This window comes from Macrococcus bovicus, assembly GCF_004359575.1.
Taxonomy (GTDB): domain Bacteria; phylum Bacillota; class Bacilli; order Staphylococcales; family Staphylococcaceae; genus Macrococcus; species Macrococcus bovicus.
The window spans coordinates 59,418-85,798 of the sequence record NZ_SCWF01000002.1; the positions used below are offsets into that span (position 1 = coordinate 59,418).

The 26,381-nt window shown below is 43.6% G+C and carries 22 protein-coding genes and 1 pseudogene; 18 read left to right on the forward strand and 5 right to left on the reverse strand.

The genetic code is table 11. The features are described 5' to 3' along the window. Nucleotides 1-8: 8 nt before the first annotated feature. Together ERX55_RS03030 and ERX55_RS03035 are read left to right on the forward strand one after the other, a co-directional pair. The gene (locus ERX55_RS03030) at nucleotides 9-1,238 is read left to right on the forward strand and encodes an ArgE/DapE family deacylase (protein ID WP_133451121.1); all 1,230 of its coding nucleotides are present in this window, start codon (nucleotides 9-11) and stop codon (nucleotides 1,236-1,238) included. A gap of 230 nt (nucleotides 1,239-1,468) precedes the next feature. Continuing rightward, nucleotides 1,469-3,127, forward strand: coding sequence for an FAD-binding dehydrogenase (locus ERX55_RS03035; RefSeq protein ID WP_133451122.1), 1,659 nt, complete (start codon nucleotides 1,469-1,471; stop codon nucleotides 3,125-3,127). Between the two features lie 87 nt (nucleotides 3,128-3,214). On the opposite strand, the gene ERX55_RS03040 is transcribed toward ERX55_RS03035, so the two are convergent. Together ERX55_RS03040 and ERX55_RS11385 are read right to left on the reverse strand one after the other, a co-directional pair. Further along, a complete protein-coding gene (locus ERX55_RS03040; RefSeq protein ID WP_133451123.1) occupies nucleotides 3,215-4,135 on the reverse strand; it encodes an alpha/beta hydrolase fold domain-containing protein in 921 nt (306 codons plus the stop codon). Nucleotides 4,136-4,165: 30 nt separating this feature from the next. Next, nucleotides 4,166-4,312, reverse strand: a complete 147-nt coding sequence (locus ERX55_RS11385) for a hypothetical protein (RefSeq protein ID WP_165983690.1) — start codon at nucleotides 4,310-4,312, stop codon at nucleotides 4,166-4,168. 415 nt (nucleotides 4,313-4,727) lie between these two features. Here ERX55_RS11385 and istB point away from each other — a divergent pair. After that, nucleotides 4,728-5,485 (forward strand): annotated as a pseudogene (gene istB, locus ERX55_RS03045) (IS21-like element helper ATPase IstB). A 76-nt stretch (nucleotides 5,486-5,561) separates the two neighbouring features. On the opposite strand, the gene ERX55_RS03050 reads toward istB, so the two are convergent. Continuing rightward, entirely contained in the window at nucleotides 5,562-6,125 is a 564-nt protein-coding gene (locus tag ERX55_RS03050) for a hypothetical protein (protein WP_133451124.1), read from the reverse strand. A gap of 338 nt (nucleotides 6,126-6,463) precedes the next feature. Between ERX55_RS03050 and ERX55_RS11650 the strand changes: the two genes are divergently transcribed. The 9 genes from ERX55_RS11650 to ERX55_RS11600 all read left to right on the forward strand — a co-directional run bounded on the left by ERX55_RS11650 (nucleotide 6,464) and on the right by ERX55_RS11600 (nucleotide 19,737). Further along, nucleotides 6,464-6,649: a hypothetical protein gene (locus ERX55_RS11650; protein ID WP_341777455.1), complete on the forward strand. Its 186-nt coding sequence runs from the start codon at nucleotides 6,464-6,466 to the stop codon at nucleotides 6,647-6,649. A 59-nt stretch (nucleotides 6,650-6,708) separates the two neighbouring features. After that, entirely contained in the window at nucleotides 6,709-6,834 is a 126-nt protein-coding gene (locus ERX55_RS11655; protein WP_341777456.1) for a hypothetical protein, read from the forward strand. 482 nt (nucleotides 6,835-7,316) lie between these two features. Continuing rightward, complete coding sequence (locus ERX55_RS03060; protein ID WP_133451125.1) at nucleotides 7,317-11,630, forward strand: SpaA isopeptide-forming pilin-related protein; 4,314 nt, start codon at nucleotides 7,317-7,319, stop codon at nucleotides 11,628-11,630. 57 nt (nucleotides 11,631-11,687) lie between these two features. Continuing rightward, complete coding sequence (locus ERX55_RS03065; protein WP_133451126.1) at nucleotides 11,688-13,154, forward strand: SpaH/EbpB family LPXTG-anchored major pilin; 1,467 nt, start codon at nucleotides 11,688-11,690, stop codon at nucleotides 13,152-13,154. Nucleotides 13,155-13,220: 66 nt separating this feature from the next. After that, nucleotides 13,221-14,084, forward strand: a complete 864-nt coding sequence (locus ERX55_RS03070; RefSeq protein WP_133451127.1) for a class C sortase — start codon at nucleotides 13,221-13,223, stop codon at nucleotides 14,082-14,084. A 4-nt stretch (nucleotides 14,085-14,088) separates the two neighbouring features. After that, a complete protein-coding gene (locus ERX55_RS03075) occupies nucleotides 14,089-14,910 on the forward strand; it encodes a class C sortase (protein WP_133451128.1) in 822 nt (273 codons plus the stop codon). Between the two features lie 396 nt (nucleotides 14,911-15,306). Further along, nucleotides 15,307-16,029: a WxL domain-containing protein gene (locus ERX55_RS03080; RefSeq protein WP_133451129.1), complete on the forward strand. Its 723-nt coding sequence runs from the start codon at nucleotides 15,307-15,309 to the stop codon at nucleotides 16,027-16,029. Nucleotides 16,030-16,098: 69 nt separating this feature from the next. Further along, nucleotides 16,099-17,088: a WxLIP family cell surface protein gene (locus ERX55_RS03085; RefSeq protein WP_133451130.1), complete on the forward strand. Its 990-nt coding sequence runs from the start codon at nucleotides 16,099-16,101 to the stop codon at nucleotides 17,086-17,088. Between the two features lie 6 nt (nucleotides 17,089-17,094). Next, a complete protein-coding gene (locus ERX55_RS11600; RefSeq protein ID WP_133451131.1) occupies nucleotides 17,095-19,737 on the forward strand; it encodes an Ig-like domain-containing protein in 2,643 nt (880 codons plus the stop codon). A gap of 38 nt (nucleotides 19,738-19,775) precedes the next feature. On the opposite strand, the gene ERX55_RS03095 is transcribed toward ERX55_RS11600, so the two are convergent. Next, nucleotides 19,776-20,195 (reverse strand): RrF2 family transcriptional regulator, encoded by a 420-nt coding sequence (locus tag ERX55_RS03095; protein ID WP_133451132.1) that lies wholly within the window; start codon nucleotides 20,193-20,195, stop codon nucleotides 19,776-19,778. A gap of 175 nt (nucleotides 20,196-20,370) precedes the next feature. On the opposite strand from ERX55_RS03095, the gene ERX55_RS03100 reads away from it, so the two are divergent. The 3 genes from ERX55_RS03100 (at nucleotide 20,371) to ERX55_RS03110 (ending at nucleotide 22,897) form a co-directional block, all read left to right on the forward strand. Further along, nucleotides 20,371-21,519 carry a globin domain-containing protein gene (locus tag ERX55_RS03100; protein ID WP_133451133.1) on the forward strand — a complete coding sequence of 383 codons (1,149 nt, stop codon included), beginning with the start codon at nucleotides 20,371-20,373 and terminating at the stop codon, nucleotides 21,517-21,519. A 184-nt stretch (nucleotides 21,520-21,703) separates the two neighbouring features. Beyond that, on the forward strand, nucleotides 21,704-22,009 hold the full coding sequence (locus ERX55_RS03105; protein WP_133451134.1) for a DUF3243 domain-containing protein: 306 nt from the start codon (nucleotides 21,704-21,706) through the stop codon (nucleotides 22,007-22,009). Nucleotides 22,010-22,069: 60 nt separating this feature from the next. Next, a complete protein-coding gene (locus ERX55_RS03110; RefSeq protein WP_133451135.1) occupies nucleotides 22,070-22,897 on the forward strand; it encodes a manganese catalase in 828 nt (275 codons plus the stop codon). Nucleotides 22,898-23,051: 154 nt separating this feature from the next. On the opposite strand, the gene folD is transcribed toward ERX55_RS03110, so the two are convergent. Beyond that, nucleotides 23,052-23,900, reverse strand: a complete 849-nt coding sequence (folD, locus tag ERX55_RS03115; protein WP_133451136.1) for a bifunctional methylenetetrahydrofolate dehydrogenase/methenyltetrahydrofolate cyclohydrolase FolD — start codon at nucleotides 23,898-23,900, stop codon at nucleotides 23,052-23,054. 203 nt (nucleotides 23,901-24,103) lie between these two features. Between folD and purE the strand changes: the two genes are divergently transcribed. Genes purE through purC form a run of 3 tightly spaced genes read left to right on the forward strand, consistent with a single transcriptional unit; the run spans nucleotide 24,104 to nucleotide 26,381 of the window. Beyond that, nucleotides 24,104-24,586 (forward strand): 5-(carboxyamino)imidazole ribonucleotide mutase, encoded by a 483-nt coding sequence (gene purE / locus ERX55_RS03120; protein WP_133451137.1) that lies wholly within the window; start codon nucleotides 24,104-24,106, stop codon nucleotides 24,584-24,586. After that, a complete protein-coding gene (gene purK / locus ERX55_RS03125; RefSeq protein WP_133451138.1) occupies nucleotides 24,573-25,682 on the forward strand; it encodes a 5-(carboxyamino)imidazole ribonucleotide synthase in 1,110 nt (369 codons plus the stop codon). The genes purE and purK overlap by 14 nt, the downstream gene beginning before the upstream one ends. Continuing rightward, on the forward strand, nucleotides 25,683-26,381 hold the full coding sequence (gene purC, locus ERX55_RS03130) for a phosphoribosylaminoimidazolesuccinocarboxamide synthase (protein ID WP_133451139.1): 699 nt from the start codon (nucleotides 25,683-25,685) through the stop codon (nucleotides 26,379-26,381). It abuts the gene before it with no gap.

Genomic DNA, 26,381 nt, shown 5'->3' on the forward strand with positions numbered 1-26,381 from the left:
TGAGGGATATGGCAGTGATGAGTCAAGAAGAGAAAGTGAGATTACTGTCGGATGTCGTAGCAATTAAGAGTGTGAATGACAATGAACGTTCCGTATGTGAATATCTGCAGAAACTATTAAGCCGATATAATATAGCGTCGACTATTGAGAACATTAATGAAGATAGAGCAAATTTAATTGCGGAAATAGGAGAAGGTAAGCCGGTACTTGCTTTTTCAGGCCATATGGATGTCGTTTCAGCAGGCAACAGCGACAACTGGAAATATGACCCCTTTGAAATGACTGAAGAAAATGGAAAACTCTATGGGCGTGGTACAGCTGACATGAAATCAGGATTAGTCGCCCTGGTCATTGCCATGATTGAAATTCAGAATGAGAATCTGCTGAAGAAGGGGACTATCCGGTTACTGGCCACAGCCGGAGAAGAAATGGAGCAGAAAGGGTCAGAACAACTTTATCGCAACGGTTACATGGAGGATGTCGATGCCCTTATCATCGCTGAACCGTCAGAATCCATGATCGCATATGCCCATAAAGGTTCGATGAACTTCCGTGTGACCTCAAAAGGGAAAGCAAGTCATAGTTCTGCTCCTTTCATGGGTCAAAATGCTATCAAGCCTTTAATAGGATTTATTGGAGAAGTCGAAAATGAATTTAATCATATTCTGCGGGATACAGAATTTAAAGAACTGGATTTTTCACCTCTTTCAGAGAACGCTAAAAAGGAACTTGATATTGAAATAAGTAGTGAATCATTAGGTTCGGCTATATTAACTAATACCATTATTCAGGGCGGTAACCAGGTCAATTCGATACCTGAATACGCTGTAGCTGAATTCAATGCCAGAACAGTGCCTGAATTTGACAATGAACAAATGCTGGATTTATTCAAGAAGACGATGAAAAATCAGAAGGGTACACATGAGTTAAGTTTAGAGCTCAACTTAAATCTTCCGCCGGTTGTCACTGAAAAAGAGAACAGGTTAGTCACGCTCTCAAAAAAATATGGTGAACACTATTTGGAGCATGCTATTCTGGTAGCGCCGACGATGGGCGTGACGGATGCCTCCAATCTGCTGAAGGAAAAGGATGAAGATTTCCCTTTAGTGGTCTTTGGACCAGGAGACCCTTCCATGGCCCATCAGACAGATGAGTACGTCGAGAAAGAAAAATATATCCGCTTTATCGAGATTTATAAAGAGATAGCAGTCCGTTATCTGAGTGGCATGGATCATTAACTGAAATGGCGACCTTAATCATTTGCTCTCTAATGTGCTGAATGTTCGATATCCGCTTTCTGGTGACAAATGGTCGTCTGGGATGTCTGTTAAGACGTTTCAAGTTTAATGGCACTCAATGCTTTACACTTCAATAGACCAATCTGATAGCAGGAGATATTGTTAAGATTGTACAAGTGTCTATAGCAGTGTCAGAAGAAAGAGAACGATCAGACAAAAGGGGGATTATGATGAAGAAGAAAGTATATATTATTGGCGCAGGGCTGAGCGGCTTAGTAGCCGCAACGGAGTTACTGAAGTCGGGTCATGAAGTCGTCATGCTGGATCAGGAGCCTGAGCAGGCGATAGGGGGGCAGGCTTTCTGGTCATTCGGCGGTCTATTTCTTGTCAATTCAAAAGTACAGAGACGTCTCAAAGTCAAGGACTCATATGAACTGGCCATGAATGACTGGATGGGGACCGCGCGTTTTGATCGGCTTGATGGCGAGGACAAGTGGGCGAAAGCCTGGGCGGAAGCTTATGTCCACTTTGCAGCGTTCGAGAAGGAGGACTATCTTCATTCAATGGGCGTGAAGCTATCACCGATTCTCGGCTGGGCAGAGCGTGGCGGCAGTCGTGCAGACGGCCATGGTAATTCTGTACCAAGGTTTCATCTGACATGGGGAACAGGTCCCGGACTGGTGCAGCCGTTTGTTGATTTCGTACTGAATCATGAACACTTTCATTTCCTCCCGCGTCATCAGGTGACCCATCTGACCATTGAAGATCATCAAATCAAAAAGATTTCAGGTAATATCCTCGTACCGAGTGACGTGGAACGCGGGGCGCCCTCTTCCAGAGAGATCATTGATTCGTTTACGTTTGCAGTTGAGACATTGATTATCACGACAGGCGGTATCGGTGCCAATCATGAACTGATCAGGCAGAACTGGCCGGCAAGGCTCGGCAAGGCGCCTGAGCACATGATTCAGGGGGTACCCGATTCGACAGATGGCAAAATGCTGAAGATCAGTGAGGATGCCGGTGCCCGCCTCGTCAATAAGGACCGGATGTGGCATTATACGGAGGGCATCAAGAACCATTCTCCAATCTGGCATAATCATGGCATCCGGATCATCCCGGGTCCGTCCTCTATGTGGTTTGATGCTGAAGGGAACCGGTTTGAAGCGCCTGACTATCCTGGCTTCGATACACTGCATACACTTGAATCCATCACGAAGACCGGCTATGATTATTCGTGGTTTGTGCTGACAGAAGATATCATGAACAAGGAATTTGCGCTCTCGGGTTCCGAGCAGAATCCTGACATCACGAATAAAGATGTCAAGGAAATCATCAGTGAGCGTCTGTTCTCTCACGGCACAGGGCCGGTCAACAAGTTCAAGACGGATGGCGTTGACTTTGTCCGGGCGGCGAATCTGCCGGCGCTTGTAAGAGGGATGAATCAGCTTGTCGGCAAGGAGCTCATTGATTATGATAAGCTGCGTCGTCAGATAGAAGCACGCGATATGCAGGTGGATAACCCTTTCAGTAAGGATCCGCAGATCACGGCGATCAATGACACCCGTCATTTTCTTGGTGACAAGTTCATCCGGACCGTCAAGCCGCATAAGCTGCTGGACGGCCGTCCGCTGATCGCTGTTAAACTCAACATCATCAGCCGTAAGACATTAGGGGGCATTCAGACAGACCTGAACAGTCAGGTCTTCCATCAGGACGGCGAACTGATTGAGGGATTGTACGCTGCGGGTGAAGTCGCTGGTTTCGGCGGTGGCGGTGTTCACGGCTACGGTGCATTAGAAGGTACTTTTCTCGGCGGCTGCATTTTCAGCGGATTGCGCGCTGCAGCAGGGATTGACCAGATAGAGAGTAAACATACAAATAGTTGAATTTAATAATTATAACAAAAAATGGGAAATCTCAAGGATTTCCCATTTTTTTGTTTTTCAATGTGATTTTTCACAGGACTTTTCGGTCTATGAGTGAAGGATTTCTATTATTTTTTTACGGGCATGGGAAGCTTCCTTTACAGGTAAAACCGGGAATACATGGTTCATCTTAGGATAGACAAATGTTGTAATATCCATCCCTTCCTCAGTTAATTTTCTGTCGAATTTCACTGCATCAGGATACAGAATATCATGGGTCCCTATGAAATGAATGAACTTTGCTTTTGTGTTGAATTTTCCGAAAATTGGACTTAATATCGGATTTTCAACATCTAGCTGACCGGCCCAGAATTCAGCTATAACCTTTAATCCTTCAGGTGCCAGACGTGGATCCGATTTTTCATATTTTCGTATGTCTGGATTGGAAAAAGTCATATCTACACATGCAGAAAGTAAAATAATGTTTTGAGGTTCCCGTAGATTTCTTGCTTCAATCATCTGTATCAGTCCTAAGATGATATTTGCACCAGCAGAATCACCCATAACCGTGAATTTCTTTCTGTCCGTTATAGTCTCAATAATGTCGCTGTATAATAGCAGGAGGCTTGAATAGGCATCATAATAGTTATGATGAGGAATCTTAGGATAAATGGGCACAATGATTTTGGCTTCCAGATGTCTGGCCATATACTCAATGAAATTCCAATGAACCCATAACGGCTGATTCATCCAGGCTCCCCCATGAATATATAGAATGGTTTTTTGATTGCTATCCTTTTGATCATTGATCATATATACTTTCATATTGTACTTTCTTATGAGTGCAACCGGTCGAGAGAAGAAGCGTTTTTTTGCTTTATATTCTGTCTTTTTTTCCTTCTTGTTAAGCACTAAATTTCTAGTTTCATGATAAGATGAATAAATCTTTTTCGTTCCGAGACTTCGAAGTATTGTCTCTAAAAGATGGCTTGAAATTGACCTTTTTTTATCATAAAAAACGATAGACATATCTTCGCTCCTTTTGTCGTGTATCGCTTATCAAAATAAACTGACCAGTTTGTCATCTGCGATGAAACCTATAGCTACTTCCATCGTCACTCGGTAGCTAAGAAATTCTCTTGGACAGTCATTAAGTGAATGAGCGACCTGAATGATAGAATCATCTGTCACTGAATTGCAATCCATGTCCTTTACTCAATGTAATGGGTTTAAAGAGATGAGAAAATAATGCTGAAAACATAGAATGAAGAGCATTTTCAATATCAGCTACCTTATTAAAAGGAGTCTAGGCTGCTCTGTATTAAATCCTTATGTTTTATTTGGGGGGAAATACATAATGAGTTTAGCACATAAGGTCTTCTTAGTTGTCTAGCTTAATCTGACTATCGATGCATACGAAAAAGTGTCCGGATACAAGTGTTTAATAACCAGATACACGTTCATTATAACATGAAACTGACCGCCTGCCATACCATAAGTCAGTCTAAGCTCAACTATCAGAAAGAGCACTACATCGAATCACTAAGGTCCTCATCCCTTACTATCCAGAGGTCGATGATCTGGCAAAGGCAAATCTCAGAGCCATCGGGGAGATGTATGAATGATAGAGACAACTTCAAACTACAGGCAGCTTCTTGCGAATCTGGAATATCTGAAACAGATGGCCTTACATCTGGATGAAGTCGTCGACTTCAGCATCACTCATGAAGTTTCTTTCATCGATTGTCTCATCAGGCTGACCAATCATGAGATTGACGTCAGAGAGAAGAATATGATCCAGTCCATGGTCAAAGTGGCAGGATTTCCTTTTCTCAAGGAGATGAGCAGCTTTGAGTTTAGATTTCAGCCGGGTATCAATCAGCAGCAGATCATGGATTTTATTTCGCTCAGGTTTATTGAGAATCAGGAAAATATCGTCTTTTTAGGGCCAAGTGGGGCGGGGAAGACCCATCTAGCTACTTCGATCGGGATAGCAGCAGCCAAGAAACGAAACAGCACCTATCTCATCAAGTGCCATCAGCTAATTGAAAATCTCCGCAAAGCACGGACTGAAAGTAGACTTGAATCAAGGCTGAAGCACTACAGCAGATATAAGCTTCTAATCATCGATGAGATAGGCTACCTTCCGATAGATGTCGCGAAGGCGCAAAACTATTCTTTCAGCTTATCGACCGTCGTTATGAGAAGAAAAGCACTATATTCACGACTAACGTCAATTTCAAGGCGTGGGGTGAAGTATTTCTGGACACTAAAATAGCGAATGCGATCCTTGACCGCATCCTACACCACGCCACCATAGTATCGATTACTGGACGATCCTACAGATTGAAAGATCACTTTCCTTCGGAGAAGGAATAAAACTGTACACCGTTATTCAGGCGGAAATGTACATATTTAACTTGACGTTTATACAAAGAGAGTTAAATCAATCAATTTACCCTATATTTTCTTCTATAAATAGTTCATCTGTCCGTCTCATTCTCCATTTATCTATCAAACTTCCTTCTAAATGACAAATAAAATGTCCATCTAATAATAAATATTCTCCATCCTCTGAACCTTGTCCGCTAAATTCGACTTTTATATGATCTTTCTCAAAATATCTAGAAATATAGTCCTTCATCTCTTCATATGCAAGGATGTAGGATTTTGCGTCTTCATTATCAAGAACGTAAGCACTTACTTTCATTTGTCCATTTACCAGACCATTAATATGAGATAAAATAGGTATCTGTTTCCACAAGGCAATTATCTTGCCTTCATTAGGAGAAAACATATATTTACTTAATATAAATTTGCTGTTCATCCATTCAATTTCTTCATACACTGGAAGTGAATGATATTCCATATAATATTCTTCATATGTTGTATCTTCGAATTTCTCTAGATCAACTGTAATATAATCAATTGATTTCAGCCAATTCTTTACTGAATTTTCTGAATCAAATAAACCCACTGTACATATCTGCATGTCCTGGTGCAATTCCAATAAATACATAATTACGCTCCTTTATAGAATGGGTATCTCTGTTTTTTTATCTTCCTCAAATTCATAATAAAGGAAGCATATATATCAATTTTATCATGAAAACTTTGAAGGACAAGCATCTTTCTAAAAACAGAAAATGTCTTATTTAATACTGCGGAGCTAGCAGAGAAGCAATACTGTCACAAAAAAATGTTCTCTGCATGCAGTAATAGTCAGGTTTGATGTTTCAGTGGATATTATTTGTTGTGACTACCTTGAAAATGAAACTAGTGGGTGGGTCCGAACGTATTTAATAGAATGACACCGGTGATTATGAGAAGCTGCACCGTCAGATAGAAGCACGCGATATGCAGGTGGATAACCCCTTCAGTAAGGATCCGCAGATCACGGCGATCAATGACACAAGACATTTTCTCGGTGACAAATTCATCCGTATGGTCAAACCCCATAAGCTGCTGGATGGCCGTCCGCTGATCGCTGTTAAACTCAACATCATCAGCCGTAAGACATCAGGGACATACAGACGGACCTGAACAGTCAGGTCTTCCATCAGGACGGCGAACTGATTGAAGGAGTATACGCTGCGGGTGAAGTGGCAGGTTTTAGCGGCGGCGGTGTTCACGGCTACGGTGCATTAGAAGGTGCTTTTCTCGGCGGCTGCATTTTCAGCGGATTGCGCGCTGCAGCAGGCATTGACCAGGCAGCACGTGACAATTAAATAGTCTAAGAAAACAGAGCGAAAATTCGCTCTGTTTTTTTTGCTCACTTTCGGATTTAAATCATGACAATTATCATGATTGGATGATGACCAGCAGAAACAGAAGTAGTTCAAAATATGCATGTAAAAAACTGATTTTAATTGTATTTTTCAAAGAAATTTAACAAAAAAAGTTAATTGTTAAGTTATATTTCGTATTACGAATTAAAAAACGGTAAATATAGGGATTTGTTTTATGTTAAGAATAATACAGTCACTCATTACAGTACTAAAAGGAAAAATGTAACTGATAAATCTAACTATTTAATATGTGAATATTATTTATATTATATAATTGTTATATTTATATAATACATATTGTGTTAAATTTAGTTAAATAAAAAAATTAATGAATAGAGTTTCTTTTTCATTTTTTAAAAAAGTATTGCCATATTGAATTTGAGGATGTTAATATCCAAGGAGTAAGTAAAAAGGAGGAAGCTATGAGGAAAAAAAGTATGATAGTCATGATTATTATCCTGCTACTGAATATGTCATTATCAACTAACTTCTATAATATAGGACATGCCAGCACTCAGACCTCCTCCGCAGACCAACCCGAAATAATAGCAGTACATGAAAATGGAAAAACGAACAACCGTCTGAACTGGAAGCTTCTATTCAATCAGCAAGGAAACACTTGGAAAGAACGAGCTGTCAAGATGAGGCTGGAAGGCGGTCAACAAGTCAATGACAGTGAACTGAAGACCGTATTGTCAGCTAAAGGCATCTCTGCCATCAAGTCAGATACTGTGGACAATGAATATATCCTGAACTTCACGCAGCTGGACAAGCCGGTAACTGTGGAGATATCTACAGAAATACTAAATGAGGACAACAACTTCAGACTTACACTCACTACGAATGAAGCGGGTGCTGAGATAAAAGCAAGCGATACGTATTATCCAATGATAGAGGAGACAGGCCGTATCAGCTATCAGGAGGTACCCGAAGCGGTCACAGCACCGCCTACCATTATCTCACTGATCGATAAGGCAACCGGAACAGTCGTCCAGCAGCAGACCATTCAGCCGGACCAGACCTCTTATCACTTCACTGATGTCAGAAAGCTGACTGATGACAATAGACCGGTTGAATATGAAGTGAAGACAGAGCCGCTTGGTAATTATAAGACCGCTATAACAGGTGGTAATATTGAGCAGCGCTATTTAACCGCTGTCATAAAGGGGACTATCGCGAATGATTTCGGTCAGCCTCTGACGCTGCAGTTCATCGATAAAGCGACACAGGCGGTCATCGACTCACTGACAGTGGAGAAAGATGCGGAAACTTATGTGACAGACACCCTTCCGCTGAACGATCAAGACGGACAGAAGATTGACTATGAAGTACGGGCAGCGGACGTTGACGGCTATGTCGTAGAGCTGAATGATTTCAATATTACCGTGACAAAATTGCCAGAAGAGGCGACAACAGAAGAAGCCACAACGGAAGAGACAACAACAGAAGAAGCGAAGACTGATGAAGTGACGACGGAAGAGATGTCAACAGAAGAGTCGAAGAGCGATGACGTGACGGCAGAAGAAACGAAGACAGAAGAATTGCCGACTGATGAGGCGATGACCGAAGAGACGACGTCTGAAGAAATGACAACAGAAGAGGCAACGACAGAAGAGGCAACGACTGAAAAGCCGACAGAAGAAGTCAAAACAGAAGAGATAACGACTGAAAGACCGGCAACGACGGAAGCACAACCCGTTGAGAGTTCTGTGGTCTACACAGCACCTAAGTTCCGTTCATTCCGCACGATGAGTCTAGCGTCAGCACCTGTGACAACACTTGCTGCAGCCACCGCTTATTCTGCAAGTGATTATACGTACACTAGCAATACTTATGAAAATCGTAGCATGAAAGCGACATTAGAAGGTGTTATGGCAACAGATCAGAGTAAAATCGATTGGACCATGACAATTTCAAATGATAATCAAAGATATTATTACACTTCAAATTTAGAAGATATTGTTGTAAGTAATAATTTGAATTATATGACTTCGCTAAATTTAACTAACCCGAAATATAATTATTCAACAAGTCTTAATGTGACTAGGAGAAGTACAGGTGCATATACTTCTGAATTTAAAATATATCCTTTTGATACAACTTTAAAATTTTCGACACCTATTACTAATTCAAATCAGTCCAGCTACTCATTAACCATTGGTGGAATGTCTTATGCGGGAGATTATCCTGTCAATTTGACCGGCACTTTCACATTGAAAGAAAAATCATCAGCGCCTGTTGTGAAGCCAGTGTCCGTTTATAGTACAGCGGTAACAGGAACGGCAGCACCAGGGGCTACAATCAATGTTATGAAAGGCACGGCTCAAGTAGGAACGGCGACAGCTGATAGTTCGGGTAACTATTCAGTGGCAATTCCTAAACAAACGGTAGGAACAGTTTTAAGTGTCACTTCAACTGAAGCAGATAAACGAGTGAGTGATTCAACAAATGTTACCGTCTCGAGTTCAGTGCCTATGATTATCAATAGTGTATATAGCGATCAGACTTATGTGACTGGGACTGCCGAACCTGGCGCGATGGTTACGATTAAAAACTCAATGGGGGCTGTCCTTGGGAGTACTAAAGCATCTCCTGATGGTTTGTATTTTGTGGAACTATATCGTCCGTTAATTGCAGGAACTGTCATTACTAGTGAAGCAGTTTCTACTATTGGCACAAAAACAGCAACTGCAACCGTCCTTGCTGCCAGCAGTACAGGGACGCCAGGAAGCGGCGTAACCATTATTGAACCTAGTCCGACACAGAAATGGCCATATCCTAGTGATTCTTGGGACGAACGTGGTTTATACCGTAATAGAGTGCCTCAACCGGTTGAATACAACGAATCATTCCAGTGGAAAGCGGCACAGCCTACAAGTACACCAAATGAATACGCAATTGATTTAAAAACCCAAGGGAGAGTTGCATCTACGGTAGAACCTCTTGACATAGTTTTAGTTTTAGATGTTTCTGCGAGTATGAATGAACTAAGTGTTGACAAAAATAAAAAGATTACAAATATGTATAATAGTGTTAAAAGTTTCGTTCAGGAAATTACAAAGGCTAATACTTCTACAAAAAGTATGGTCAGAATTTCAGTGGTAACTTTTGGTAGTCATGCATCACAACCGTCACCTTTTGAAACTTCAGCTGCAGCAATTATTAATAGACTACCAAGTACAACTGCAACTGGCGAAGAAGGAGGAACATTTACTCAACAAGCACTTAATACTGGCATTAGGAGCTTCGAAAATAACGGAAATAAGAAAGTCATGATAGTGATGACAGACGGAGCGCCAACTTTTAGTTATTTAGGAAAAGTAGGAACCACTGCAAAAACTATCACTGAATTTGATGAGACAAAGATAAAAGGTAGTGGAAGGTCTTATAGTTTAGATGGTAATAAAATATTAAGTTATGATACAAATCAGTATTCATTAAGAAATTCAGTTGTAGTGGATAATAATGGAGATCCGACAATTTCCCAAGCTAATAAAAATAAACATGACTACCCATCTGTAAATATATTCTCTGTTGGTATGGATACGGCAGGAGGTAGTAGTGGTGCAACTGTAACACAAATGAACGAAGTATTAAATGCTATAGCGTCTAAACAAGATAATAGTCTGTCCGTTTCTGGAAGTTCAGAAGGTTTGAATAATGCTATATCTAAAATTTCCCAAAGTATATCTAACAGCATTTCTAACGGGGGCGTTACAGATCCAATTGGTCCTATGTACGACTTGAATCTAGGCAGCAATAATGTATTTGATGCTTCAGACTACACATTGACAGCATCTGATCCTGCCTTAATCTCTAATGGCAAAGTAGTTCCAGTTTATGATCCGACAAAACGTACAATTACTATTCCTAATCTGAACTTAGGTAAAGGCGAATGGGTCAATATCAATTATAAAGTCAAGTTGCGGGTGACTGATGACAGCTTTGTTGAGAACCAGTGGTACCCGATGAATGAACGAACAACTCTTCGTGCAACTCCGACAACAGCTGATAAAGATTTAAGAGATTATCCGATTCCCGAAGCAAGAGCGACGAGTCCAGTCTATAGTTTCAGCTTCAATAAACTGAGTGATGCGAATACGCCGCTAGGTGGTGCTACTTTCGAACTGAAAGACGCTGCCGGCAAGGTGATGACTCAGACTTCCAGTTCAAACGGCCTAGTTAAGTTCGATAACCTGAAAAAAGGGACGTATACATTAACCGAGACTGTAGCACCGTCCGGTTATGGCAAGGATTCTAAGACGTATACGGTCGTCATTGCGAGTAACGGCGACATCAAAGTCGACGGCGTGCTTTACTCAGGCACGAATGTCTTCAAGGTTATCAATAAGAAAGTGCTCGGTTCTATTGAGGTCATCAAACATCAGAGTGGTGATGAAAGCAAGGTACTTGCTGGAGCTACATTTGAACTGCGGGATTCGACAGGTAAAGTAGTAAAAACAATGACGACTGGTACAGATGGTAAGGTACTTTTCAGCGAATTGCCGCTTGGCAGCTATTCGCTTGTGGAGACAAAGGCGCCTGCCGGCTACCAGCTGAAGTCCACACCTTTGAAAGTAGAGGTGACATCTGCCACTAAAGTGGTCGTCAAAGTCGCCAACCAAAGTACTGCGTCAGTCCTTCCGAATACAGGCGGCATAGGCACTTGGCTGTTCACGCTCTTTGGTCTACTGATGATTGCAGTCTCACTGATTATCAGAAAGAAGTTTGCATAAATTAAGCCGCATCCGCGGATTAATATAAATAAATTATAAAAATATGAGGAGGCATTTATGTCTAAATTATTCAAACGTTTGCCGCTACTTCTGGTTCTTGCGTTATTAGTAAGTATAGTTTTACCTGTAAGTCAGGCTTTTGCAGCTAACGAAACAACTTTAACGATACACAAGATTGATGGAACAGGTGTTGATACACATCCTGCAACTAATGGAGAATTAACGGGTGAAGGGCAAAACTATAAAGGGATCCAGAATATTAGTTTCACTTATTGGAGCATCAGTAAAGAACAATTTGACGCGATGAAAAATGATTCTGCTAGTTATAAAACAGTAGACATGGTTGAAGGTAAGTATGGTGACTTAAAAGGAAAAGGTATAAATACGGGCGTTACTGATGTAAAGGGTGAAGTTAAAGTTACGAATTTAGCAGAAGGTTATTACTGGTTCGTAGAAAATACACCAACAACAGTTGCATCGTCAGCAGCAGTCCCATTCGGCTTAAGTCTGCCGCTTTCAAATGAAGGTCGCACGGGCTATATTAATGATTTACATGTATATCCTAAAAACATTCTTGAAACTACTAAACCTACAATCGATAAAGATGTGAAAGCTGATGGTACTAAAGAAGCGAACTACAATGTAGGTGATGAATTCAATTGGTTCATTCAGCCAACAATTGTTAAAGGTATTGCTGATTATGCAAAATTTACAGTGACTGATAAAATCGATACAAAGTTAGATTTTAATGATGCCAGTAAAGTTGTTGTCGAGTTAAACGGTCAAGCTATGCTAGCTGGAACTGACTATGTTGCAGAGTATGATGCTGCAACACGCATATTAAAAGTAGATTTCACTAGCGAAGGACGCAAAAAGTTAGGAACAGCCATTGGTGGTAAATTAAACATTAAAGTACCAACAAAAATCAACAACACAGCAATCATGGGTCAGGCGATTAAGAATAATGCCACGTTGACATTCGACAATAATCACGGTACGAGTGGCACGCCTTCTGTACCAAAAACTGATATTCCTAAAGTATATACAGGCGGTAAGAATTTCATTAAAACTGCAGAAACTGAAGACGGTAAACCACTTCCTGATGCTAAATTCGTTATTAAAAATTCAGCGGGTGAATTTGTTGCCATTGACGATAATGGAGTTGTGACTTATGTTAAAGATCAATCAAGTGCAGAAATATTCACTTCAAAAGAAGACGGAACATTTGAAGTAAAAGGTTTAGCATATGGAACTTATACTTTAATAGAGACTAAGGCTCCTGAAAAATATACACGGCCAACTAATCCTGAAACACCATTCACAGTAGACAAAACATCTTACTACACAGATCCTGAAGCAATTACAAGCACAGATACTGCACCAACAGCAGCGCCGACAACAATTATTAACAAACAGACGTTTATCCCTAACACAGGTGGTATCGGTACAGTGATCTTCACTGTTGTAGGTCTTGCATTAATGGTACTGGCATTCGTATTGTTAAGAAGAAGACAACAAGCTTAACATCATGCTATATAATAATAAGGTAGACTTTGGTCTGCCTTATTTTTTATAAGGAGGAGAGTCATCTTGAGCTCCGAGAAAAAACAGAAAAAGAATCATCGTCTTTCTAATTTAATATTTGCCCTTATATTTCTTATTGGTCTTGGTATATTGATCTACCCGATGATCAGTGCCGTCTACTATGATTATGAATCCGGGACTGAAGTAAATGACTTCAACAAAGAAGTGGAGCTTTTGTCCGACAAGGAGATTGACAGTCGTATTGAGAAGGCGAAAGCCTATAATGAGTCACTGAACGGCAATGAAGTGCTCCATGATGCCTACAGTCAGGAAGAAGAAGCAGCAGGTAAGAGGGAATATGCGAAGATGCTGGAAGTGCACGAGAAAATAGGACACGTGGAGATTCCGAGGATTCATCAGGATTTGCCGCTGTATGCGGGGACGACTGAGCGTGTGCTGCAGCAGGGTCTCGGTCATCTGGAAAATACGTCACTGCCAGTAGGTGGCAAGTCGACGCATAGCGTCATCACCGGCCATCGCGGTCTGCCCGGCAAGAAGCTGTTTACAGACTTGGATAAGATGAAGGTCGGCGATATGATTTATGTACATAATATCAAAGAGATCCTGGCCTATAAGGTGGACCGTATTAAAGTGATTGAGCCGAATGACTTCAGCAAGCTGAAGATTGTCAATGATAAGGACCAGCTGACACTGCTGACCTGCACGCCGTATATGATCAACTCGCACCGTTTGATTGTCACCGGTCACCGCGTGCCGTATACACCTGAAGAAGCGAAAAAACATGAGGCGGCACAGGAGCCTTGGTGGTATAAATTCCTGAATGTCTACAAAAACTACTTGATTGGTCTTGCTGTAGCGCTTATCTTATACTTATTATACCGTCTATGGAATAAGCGGAAGAAGAGGTAATGTCATGAATAAGTGGCTTTCTGTTGTGCTGTTTTGCGCGGGGCTCTTTATCTGTCTCTATCCCCTCGCTGCGAAAGTGTACTATAACTATGATATGTCGCAGGAGTCTGAAGCGCTGAATAAACAATTTCAGGTGGACTCTGACGACCAGAAGAATAGATATATACAGTTTGAGCAGTACAACCGGCAGATGACGATGAATCAGACGATTGAAGTGCCGGCAGTCAAAGTGAAGAAGAATGACAGTGACGATGAACAGATGTTTTCCGATGATGTCATCGCGACAGTGAAGATCCCGGAGCTGAACCTGCATTATCCGGTATACGACAAAGCGACGCCGGCAAACTTGAACCGCGGTGTGTCACGTGTTGAAGGCACGAGCTATCCCGTCGGCGGCCGCTCGACAAACAGCGTCCTCGCCGCGCACAGCTATTCGCCTTACCATGAATGGTTCACACATATTGACCGTCTGAAAAACGGCGATCAGGTGATCATCAACAACTTCAAAGAGACACTATACTATCGAGTGTATGACCGTGTGATTGTGACGCCCGACAAAGTGGAGGCGATGGCGGTCAGACAAGGGAAAGATATCCTTACACTTCTCACGTGTACACCGTCAGGAGCAGAGCGTCTGCTCATCTATGCCGAGCGGACGACGAAAGAGGGAAAGAAAGTGACACCGAAACTTGTTCTGCCGCAGCCTATGGAAGAAAAATCCATATGGGAGAAAATGAAAGTGCTGTCAGATTCCTGGCTGCTTTTATCGATTGCTGGCCTATTATCACTTATGTTTATTGACAGACTTATTCGTAGTAGAAGCTAGAAAACGCGCCGTCCTGCTTATCAAGCAGGGCGGCTTTATGCTTATGTATCTTTATAAAGACTGATTCGCAGCACTGTACGAGTCATCCATCAGAAATTCAATTGCATGAACTGCTAAAAAGTAAATTCGATATAAGCCTTCAGCTCAATTCCCACAGATTAAATAAGGGAACTGATGAGTGTTATGAGGCCTGCTGAGATTAAGATGCCGAAAAAGACTATAAAATAAATATTTCAAGATAAAAGTATTGCTAGATTATTTTGTGTATGATAATATTTGAAAGTCGTTTATTTTATAGAGTGATATTAAAACAAAAATCACCTGAACTATTTAGTTGGCATCAATCATATTGCTTTATAACAAAATAAAAAAACGTTATTATAAGGAGAACAGGAAATGAAAACAAACAAATTACTAGCAACGTCTATCGCAGCAGGATTATTGGTAACCCCATTTGTAACTACTAATGCACATGCTGAAACTCAATCAGCAACATCTCAGGCGAGAGTAGAGTTCAATTTACCGGAAAACGAGGTAACGCCTCAATCGCCTGACGGTTCAGGTCAGACTAATAACAGTATTGTGTCCGGTGATCTCGAAAAGGGTGGTACAGGTACTATAACTAATCAGACAGGATCATTAACTTTGGACTACGTGACTCACTTAGACTTTGGTGTTCATACAATTGACACAGCTAGACATGTTTATAATACAACAACAAATCAGCCTTATATTCAGGTTTCTGACCGTCGCGGTTCAGGTGAAGGATGGAATGTCACAGCGGAACTCGGACGTTTCAATGATGGTAAGGCGGATACATTACCGGGTGCAGCAATCAACTTAAGTAATGGCGCAGCAAAATCTTCAGCTACTACATCCCAACCAATTCCTGAGGATAATATTGAACTGGTTTCCGGTCAGGGGGCTCAACCTGTGGTCAAAGCAGCTGCCAAAACAGGTGAAATCAGTACAGCAGAAGGTTTAGGCACATGGACAGTAGACTGGCTCTCATCAAATCCTGAGAATGAAAAAGTCACATTAACTGTTCCGGAAGGCGCGGCTTCCCCAGGGACACATACTGCGACAATCACTTGGACTTTGGGAGCAACTCCTGAGTAATAGTATCTTGACTTTACAGGCTCCAGGCATTATGCCTGGAGCACTTTTAATATAACGGGAGGTTTAACGATGAAGAAAATGATATTCGTGCTTATAACATTATTGCTCGTGCCATCCGCTGCCTATGCTGATACTGGAGATGTGCCGTTTTCTGTGGCACCGGTCTTCCCTGATAATCAGTCTGAGGAAATAACGGATTATTTCGATCTGGAGATGAAGCCTGGTGACGAGCAGCAGCTGAAGGTCAAGCTGTTCAATACGACGGCTAAAATGAAGGAGATAACGATATCAGCTAATTCTGCTGTTACAAATGGCAATGGTCTTATAGTCTATGATGGCAGTCTGAAGTCTGAACAGCAGCAGCCGTTCAGTGAACTGGCAGAGGTGAAGGAGAAGACGGTTAAGCTTGCGCCCGGCGAAACACGGACGACCAGTATTAAGGTCAAAGCGCCTGATAAGGACTTCGATGGTGAACTGCTGGGCGGCTTACACTTTCTGCAGAAAGCAGACACTGATGAGACAGGGAGCGTCCAGATAAAAAATAACTATGCTTATGTCATTGCTGTCCGTCTCCACGAACAAGGCAATGACACTGCTGTGGAACCAAAACTCAGCCTAAAGAAAGTCAAACCAGCACTTGCCGGTTACCGGACAGCAGTAAAAGCAACATTTGTCAATGAGGAGCCTGTAAGGATGAGTAAGCTGAAGTTCGATGCCCAGGTGTTCAGAAAAGGCAGTGACAAACCATTGTATGTACAGTCAATTGACAGCTTCGCGATTGCACCGGATGGAACATTTGAAGTGCCGATGCTGCTGAACAATCAGCCGCTTGAAGCTGGAGATTATATTTATAAGGCAACATTCAAGGATGGCAGTCAGACTTATCCTCTACAAAAAGAGTTCACAATCAACCGTGAGCAGGCTGAGAAAGTGAACAGCCAGGCGATTGAACTGGATAAGCAGACAAACTGGTGGCTCTATATTGCTGCCGCATTACTTGCGATTATTGGTTTACTGATCTATTTAGTGGTGAGGTTAAGCAGAAAAGTAAAGGGGTAGATGAAGATGAATCGAATAACTAAAGTCATGATGATTCTGCTGTTATTCATCACTTTTATACCAATGCCTGTGCAGGCAGAAACTACGCTCTGTGAAGACACAGTATTTAAGGTGAGTTCACCTCGGACGGGTGATACGAAGCTTTCCGGTACAGCTCTTAAAAACGAGGGTCTGACAATCAAAGTGGATGAAGAAGAGTACCCTTTGACGGTCAAAGCAACGGGTGAATACGAGCTGACACTTGACCAGCCGCTGAATGACGGTCAGAAGATAATCATTGAGCAAGGGTCCAATAAACTAGAGATAACAGTGGAAGAGAAGCCAGCAGAAACTGAGCAGCTGTTAGAAGCGGCTTTTAACTGCGACGGATTAGTGGATAAACCGACGACAGAAGAACCGACGACAGAAGATGCGTCAACAGAGACTAAGACAGAGGAACCGACAACGGAAGAAGCGTCAACAGAGACTAAGACAGAAGAACTGACGACAGAAGATGCGTCAACAGAGACTACGACAGAGGAACCGACAACGGAAGACGCGTCAACAGAGGCTAAGGCAGAGGAACCGACAACGGAAGACGCGTCAACAGAGGCTAAGACAGAGGAACCGACGACCGAAGCTAAGACAGAGGAACCAACAACCGAAGCTAAGACAGAAGAACCGACGACAGAGCAGCCAACGGTAGAAAAACCGAGTACGACATCGGCGACAACAGAGCCGCCTGTCTCCAGTTCAGTTGTCTTCAAACAGCGATTTACACGTTCGCTGCTCCCTTCTCTTGACAGCTCAGTTCAAAGAACCGCAGTTGCTACTACACCAAGGTATACATCATGTCCGACTCGGGACCAATATAACAGCTCTATTTCAGTGAACAGTGATGGACCGTTCAGACAGAGTGTACAGGGTAATGTAGTCTGTGTTAAATCAGTGTCAGAATTTGATGCAGAAATTAAAAATGGTGCAACTGAAGTCATTATATTTATGGCGGATATGGATAATGTCACACCTAATCGCGCGTCTCTGGATGTTATATTGAAATCTGAAACTGGACAAAAAGTGATTGATGCTAATGGCTACAGCCTTTCTGTAGCAAATGGAGGTTATCTTCTTGTCAACCGAAATTCTGATATTACTAACTTAATAGTGAAAGATGCATCGAATTTATACTCGGCTAATAATGAAGATATTAATGGTATGTTCAATATTGACTTCGTTGGTATCAACGTTAATATTGTCAACTCAACTTTTAACAGAGACAATCTGGCGGCCGGTCATTTAGGTGCCAGCTGGGAGAGTGCATTGCATTTCTATGGTACCAACATTATTAACTCCAATTATAATTATTCAGTTTTCTATCGCTTTGTCCATGTCCATGATAATGCATCATTGACGTTGAATAATGCCCAGAAAAGCGGCTTTAATTTTCAGACAAGCGGCAAAACGTCAGTTGCTGCTCCGAAAAGTGGTATGAAGATTGGACGTAATGCGACAGTCAATATCAATGTCAAAAATGATGCCGGGATACTTAGTCAGAATAATTTGTTCGAACTGACAGTTGGTGCGGGTAGTAAACTCGATGTAAAAGCTGATAGAGGTTTTGTGATGAATACATCTACTAAAGGAGAAATCACATTTGATGAAGGCTCAATCGTCAAGATGGACACCACATCAGATACTTTTAAATTAACCAGTGATACATCAATAGCTATCAACAGCACTGCCGATGTCGACCTCAGAAGTTCAGCCGGTCGTCTCTTTGGAGGTAATAAGACGCACACATTTGATATCCAGAACGTTGCAGTAAGAAGCTGGCTGACTGATAGCAGTAAAGCCCATGATTACCAGACACCGCTGATCTCATCAGGGAGCTTCTCTATCGGACCGAAGGTGACGACTCCTATTAGTAATATGGGTACTGATGATTTCGCCAAACAGTTTCCACCGACGATGAAGCGTATACAGTTCATACCGTCTGTTAAGCCGCCGGTTCCGCAGGCTGTTATTGACGACACGGCATCGACTATCACGGGGACCGCAGTCCCTGGTAGCGTGGTGACTCTGAAGAATATGAACAGAACGACCAATAACGTGAAGACGGCTACAGCTGATGCGTCAGGAAATTTCGTTTTCACTGTGCCTGCTGGTTTTCTGTTCAAAGGAGACGTTCTTGAGTTCACCGCTGCAAACAACGGGCTCACGTCTGCACCGGTGACCCGCACAGTGTCAGGGAATACATTGCAGCTGCAGCAGCCTGCTGATATTACATTTAAATCATCAGTCATCGGTAATAGTCAAAATCAGTTAATCCGCCGGGAATCCCCTGTAGATTACTCAGTGAAAGTGAAAGATACCCGCTCAAGTGGTAACTGGAATGTCACTGTAAAGGCGACTCAGCTGATGACGAAAAGCAAAGAGCATGAACTGAAAGATGCACTGATTTTTAAGGAGAATAGTCAGGAGACTGTTCTCTCTGGCAGCTCAGCAGTTAGAGTGGCTGATAAAAAATCAATGACAGCAGATACATCGACCGGTCTGTACGAAAAGAAGTGGACCAACGATAGTGGTATCCTGTTGAAAGTAGATCCTGTAGCAATCTCTCCCGGCACTTATAGTGGAACGCTGACCTGGACGTTGACGTCTGGTCCGTAAATAAAGCCCTCAACACTGATGTTGAGGGCTTTATTTTTTTACAGGTATGTTGTTTTTTTCAGCGCCGGTGTAATATCTTTCAGCGTGTACTGGTCCAGCACATTGAGATAGGCGAATAGTGCCTGGCCCAGCACGGACTGCAGGCCGCACTTGCCGATGATAGGACAGGTGTTCGTCTCGGGATTGAAGCATTCAACGAGATTGAAATGCTCCTCCGTCTTACGCACTAGTTCGCCGATATTGATATCCTCCGGCTTCTTGTTCAGTTTGATGCCGCCGCCGCGTCCTCTGACAGATAAGATATAGCCTTCCAGCGCCAGGTTATGGACGACTTTAGTGAGATGATTCTTCGAGATATTATAGAAGCGGGCGATTTCATCGATCTGGGTCAGTTGTGACTGCGGGGCCAGATACATCAGGACACGAAGCGAATAGTCTGAATACAAGGTCAGTTTCATTGGGCAGACCTCCTTTATCATTATTATAAATCACATTCTCCTATTATGCCTTGACAATTTCAGTAAATGCAAATGTGACAACTTTTTAAAGTTATTTCATTTATATTTGTGCAGGAGCAGAAATAAGGGTAGAATAAAGGTGTATTTTAAATGTATCTTTTAGGGGGACTTATTTATGTTATCACAGGAAACCAGAGAAATAATCAAAGCAACAGTGCCTGTTCTCGAACAGCATGGTACAGAGATCACATCCGTCTTCTATGCCCATATGTTTGAAGAACATCCGGAACTGCTCAATGTCTTCAATAAAACAAACCAGAAACTCGGCCGTCAGCAGACTGCGCTTGCTCAGACCGTCCTGGCAGCTGCGAAGCATATTGACCATTTAGAAGCGATTATCCCGAACGTCAATCAGATCGCACATAAACATAGAGCGCTGGAAATCAAGCCTGAACACTACCCGATTGTCGGTGAGAACCTGATCTATGCCATCAAGAAAGTATTAGGTGAGGCAGCGACTCCGGAGATCATCAATGCCTGGACTGAGGCATACAGTGTCATTGCTGATGTCTTTATTCAGATGGAAGCGGCCCTCTATAAAGAAGCGGAATGGCAGGGCTTCAAACCATTCAAAGTGGTACGTGTGAAGGACGAATCTGCGCATATCAAGTCATTTGTTGTGGAACCCGTGGACGGTACGCAGTTGAAACCGGTCGTGGCGGGCCAGTATATTACGGTCAAAGTCCATCCGGAAGGTGATTCGAACGATATGCTGCGTCACTATTCCATCTGTCATACCGATGTATCACAAGGGCTTGAATTTGCAGTGAAACGCGATGTGCAGGGTGACGTCAAAGGTGCAGTATCTAACTATCTGCATGACCGCGTGAAAGAAGGGGACGAGATCCTGTTATCAGCACCGGCAGGCGAATTTGTCGTTGCTGACACCGACCGTCCACTTGCTTTCATCAGCGGTGGTGTCGGCATGACACCGCTCATGGCGATGCTGCACGCGCAGGCGGCTGAAGGAAAGGACATCAAGTTCATTCACTCGGCATATAACCGCGATGAAGTGGCGTTTAAGGATGAGATCACTTCTTTCCATCATAAGGGAAATGTGCAGTTCTACTTCAATTATTCAGAGAATGCGGGTCGTCTGTCGAAAGAGAAGCTTGAGAAGATATTGACAGGTGAGGAAGAAATCTATATGTGTGGCAGCGTCGGTTTCATGGAGAGTCTGCTGGCTATCCTTGATGACATGGGCGTTTCTCGTGACCATGTTCACTTTGAGCCATTCGGTCCGAAGATGAGTATCACAGCTTAATAGGAGTATTGATATGCCGGAAGCCGTGCCAGGCTTCCGGTTTTTTTGTGTTTTAATGCGAGTAAACCAGCCATTGACAAAAATATTCATCTCAAATGTTTATTTCATAATATTTCCGGTTATATAGACAATGTAACCCTTATGGTTATAAAAAGGACTTCGGTCTTAAAAAGGAGCTATTATCATGTCAAATCTTAATCCAGAACAAGCTGTCAACAACATGAGCAACGAGGACAAAGAACAGATTTTAGCAAGCTTCAATCAATTCAAAAGTTTTTTAGGCGACAAAGTCGAAAAAGCTGAGAACATGGGTTTCAGTGATGAAGCAATTGCGAAAGCAGCAGAAAAGTTAGCAGACCAGTTAGCGAAACATCAGGAACCTAAGAACCGTGAAGAGAAAGTATTGAACGAATTATGGGATAGTGCTGAAGGCGAAGAGAAATCAGCGATTGCCCGCGCATTAGTAAGAATGGTACAAAAAGAAGCATAAGATAATGCAGACTGCGTCAGCGGTCTGTTTTTTGCTGATTAAAATCTGAGGAGGTATTCTATGTTTTTACATGATAAACATCTGCAGTTTGAAGCTAAACCGGTGAAGCCGGATCCCCTTATGGCTAAGCGTGTCCAGGAATTGATTGGCGGTCAGTATGGTGAGATGAGTGTCGCTATGCAGTATCTGTTCCAAGGTTGGGGCGTCAGAAAGGGCAATGAACAGTATAAAGATCTGCTGCTTGATGTCGGGACAGAAGAACTCGGCCATATCGAGATGCTGGCGACAATGGTAGGGCGTCTCCTGGACGGCACGTCAATTGAGCACCAGGAAGCAGCGATGAAGGACCCTGCGACCGCTGCTATTCTCAGCGGTATGAACCCGCAGCATGCGATTGTGGCGGGGATGAATGCACGGCCGGCTGACAGTGTGGGTAATCCTTGGAACGGCAGCTATATTATCTCCAGCGGTAATCTGCTCGCTGACTTCCGTGCGAACTTAAATGCAGAGTCACAGGGCCGCACGCAGGCTATCCGTATTTATGAAATGACGGATGATCCAGGCCTCAAAGATATGCTTGCAGTCTTGATTGCCCGCGATTCATATCACCAGAATCTATGGCTCCAGGCGATTGCGGAACTTGAAGAGGTAGAAGGCAAGATCACTCCTGGTTCCTTCGACCGTAAACTGGAACGTGAGGATATCGCCTTCTCGCTCTATAATCACTCAGCAAGCTCAGAAGAAAGCGCTAAAGGTTCATGGGCGAAAGGCAAGACACCTGCAGGCGACGGGAAATTCAAATATGAATCAAAAGTCCTGGTAGAAGGGGCAGTCCCTGAACTTGAAAATCCGCATCCATCGCTTCATTCAACGAAACCAAAGAAATAATTAACAACCCCGGGAGCTCAGAGAGCTTGCCGGGGTTATTGTCTGTATGGTGATAAAAAGGAGTCCGCTATTCCATAAATGGCGGACACCTCCTACCGCTAGCCACATAAAATAACCACTTCCAGTTATCCGGAAGTGGTTATTTGTCATCCCGTTATTTGACGGAACGCTGTGCTGCAAGCAAGGTGTTGTTCAGCACCATGGTAATGGTCAGCGGTCCTACACCACCAGGTACAGGTGTAATGGCGCCGGCTACTTCTGAGACTTCGTCATATTTCACGTCGCCTGTCAGCTTGCCGTCAACCACTGTGTTTCCGACGTCTACGATGACCGCGCCCGGCTTCACATCGTCTTTTGTGACAAGGCCAGGTTTACCGACTGCAGAGACGATGACGTCTGAACGTTTCAATGTTTCTTTCATATTCGTGCTGCGTGAGTGAAGCAGGGTCACTGTTGCATTCGCATCAGTCAGCAGTTTGGCAACAGGCTGACCGACGATGTGTGAACGGCCGATGACGGCAACTTCTTTACCGGTCAGATCGATGTCCGCGTTCTTCAGGATTTCCATGATACCGAGTGGTGTACAAGGAATGAATGTTTCCATCCCTGCATACAGGCGGCCGATGTTGATCGGATTGAAACCGTCCACGTCTTTTTTAGGGTCGATTGCTTCCAGTACTTTTTCTTCAGAGATTTGTTGCGGCAGCGGGACCTGTACCAAGATGCCGTGGACAGCCGGATCTTCATTCAGGCGCTTGATTTCTGCCAGGACTTCTTCTTCTGTCGCAGTTTCGTCCATCTTGACGATTTCCGATGACATGCCGATCTTCTCTGCTGATTTCTTCTTGTTGTTGACATAACTCTGGCTCGCACCGTCGTTACCGACAAGGATAACGGTCAAGTTAGGTGTCGTGCCTTGTTCCTTCAGTTTTTCCACTTCTCTCTGCAGGCCTGCACGGTATTCCTGTGCGATTGCCTTACCGTCTAACACTTTTGCTGTCATGCTGTCTCCTCCTGTAAATCGAACATTTTTAATTAATTTCAACTTAATTATCACTAGAAACCGAACTAATTTCGAATAATTTACTTAAAATTAATTAAAATGTTCGTTTATTCGATTGAAATCTGATAGCACTACTGGTATGCTACTACTGTAATCATCTCAATTTATGAAACGGTTTTCAATAGATATGGAGGTAATTTTTGATGAAAGTTGCTGTAGTTATGGGGTCGTCATCTGACTGGCCGACGATGAAGGAAGCCGTCACTGTTCTGGAGTCATTCGGCATTGCCGCTGAGGCTTCAGTGGTGTCTGCCCACCGCACGCCGCTGCAGATGGTCGACTTCGCACGCGAGGCGAGAACGCAGGGGGTTGACGTCATTATCGCTGGTGCTGGAGGCGCCGCTCATTTACCGGGTATGATCGCCTCTATGACGACACTGCCTGTCATCGGTGTACCGATTGAGACTAAGACGTTAAAAGGATTGGACTCACTGCTATCCATCGTCCAGATGCCCGGCGGTATACCTGTTGCCACAACGGCCATCGGTTCAGCCGGTGCGAAGAATGCGGGGATTCTGGCCGCACGTATCTTAAGTCTGAAGGACGAGGCTTTAGTTGAGAAACTGGATGACTACGAAGCGTCCCTTGTCGAGAAAGTGGAGGCGATGCAGCATGACTTACACTAAACTGGCGGTCGGCTCAACGATCGGCATCATCGGCGGGGGACAGCTCGGCAAGATGATGGCACAAAGTGCGCAGGCACGCGGCTTTAAAGTCGCTGTCCTCGATCCGGATGACACGTGTCCCGCACGCTACGTCAGCCATCATTTCATTCAGGCGCCTTATAACGACAGTGAAGCCCTGCAGCAGCTGGGGGCACTGTCTGACGTCATCACGTATGAATTTGAGAATATCAGCGGCGAGGCCCTCAGCAAGATCACCTCACAGTTCAACGTGCCGCAAGGGGCAGAGACGGTCGTCACCCTGCAGAATCGCCTCGCTGAAAAAACAGCACTTAAAGAAGCGGGTGCAGCGGTAGTGCCGTTTGTCTCTGTGACGAATCAGGAGGGACTGCAGGAGGCTGCTGAGACGCTCGGTTTCCCGTTTATGCTGAAGACGACGTTCGGCGGTTATGACGGTAAAGGTCAGCTGGTCATCGCAAGTGCTGAGGACTTCAAGCAGGCAGATGAACTCCTCGCGGTCCGTCCTTGTGTCGCTGAAAAACGCATCAACTTAAAATCAGAGATCTCCATCACCGCTACTGCTGCCGTGGACGGCCAGGTGGTCTTCTTCCCGGTACAGGAGAACATACATCGCAACCAGATTCTCTATAAAACGACGGTGACCGGTGAGCATCCGTCTCAGGCGCAGGCGGTGGATGAAGTCAAGAAAATCATGCAGGCCATTTATTTTGTCGGCACTTTTACGGTCGAGTTCTTCATCGACCAGGATGACACGCTCTATGTCAATGAAATTGCGCCACGTCCCCATAATTCCGGACATTACTCAATCGAAGCATGTGATTATTCGCAGTTCGATACCCATATTCTCAGCGTCGCCGGCTGGCAGCTGCCGGAGCGGATTGAATTGCTGAAGCCTGCTGTGATGTTCAACTTGCTCGGTCAGGACCTTGACACGATGGAGGATGTCTTCAGCGACCATGCTGACTGGCATGTCCATGTCTACGGCAAGGAAACCCGTAAGGACAACCGCAAGATGGGCCACGTGACGATTCTTGATCTGAATAACGACTATGAAGCGATTTATAAGGAGAGAATGTAGATGTTAGTGTATGAAGGTAAAGCGAAACGCGTCTTTTCAACAGATGATGAGCAGGTCTACCGTATCGAGTACAAGGATGAAGTGACGGCCGGGAACGGCGCGAAGAAGGATGTCATGGCAGGAAAAGGCCGGCTGAACAACCTGATCACAAGCCGCTTCTTCGAATTATTGATGGACGCGGGCTATCCATCACATTTCATTGAACGTCTGTCAGACACTGAACAGCTGGTCAGAAAAGTCGATATCACCCCCCTCGAAGTCGTCGTACGTAACATCGCAGCAGGCTCCATCACAAAGCGTCTCGGTTTCACAAAAGGTGAAAGCTTCAGACAGCCGCTCGTTGAGTTCTACTACAAGAAAGATGAGCTGAACGATCCGCTTGTCACAGATGACCATGTCAAGCTGCTTGGTATTGCGGACGATGTTGAGATTGCTGAACTGAAACGTCAGGCACTTGCCATCAACGACCACCTGATCGCGCTCATGAACCGTATGAACCTCGACCTTGTCGACTTCAAGATTGAATTCGGTAAGGATAAGGACGGTCATATCCTGCTTGCTGATGAAATCTCACCTGACACGTGCCGCATCTGGGACAAGGAGACAAAAGAGAATTTTGATAAAGATGTGTACAGGGAAGAGACAGGCTCACTGATTGACACTTACATCCACTTCTACAATAAAATGGAGGCTTTATAA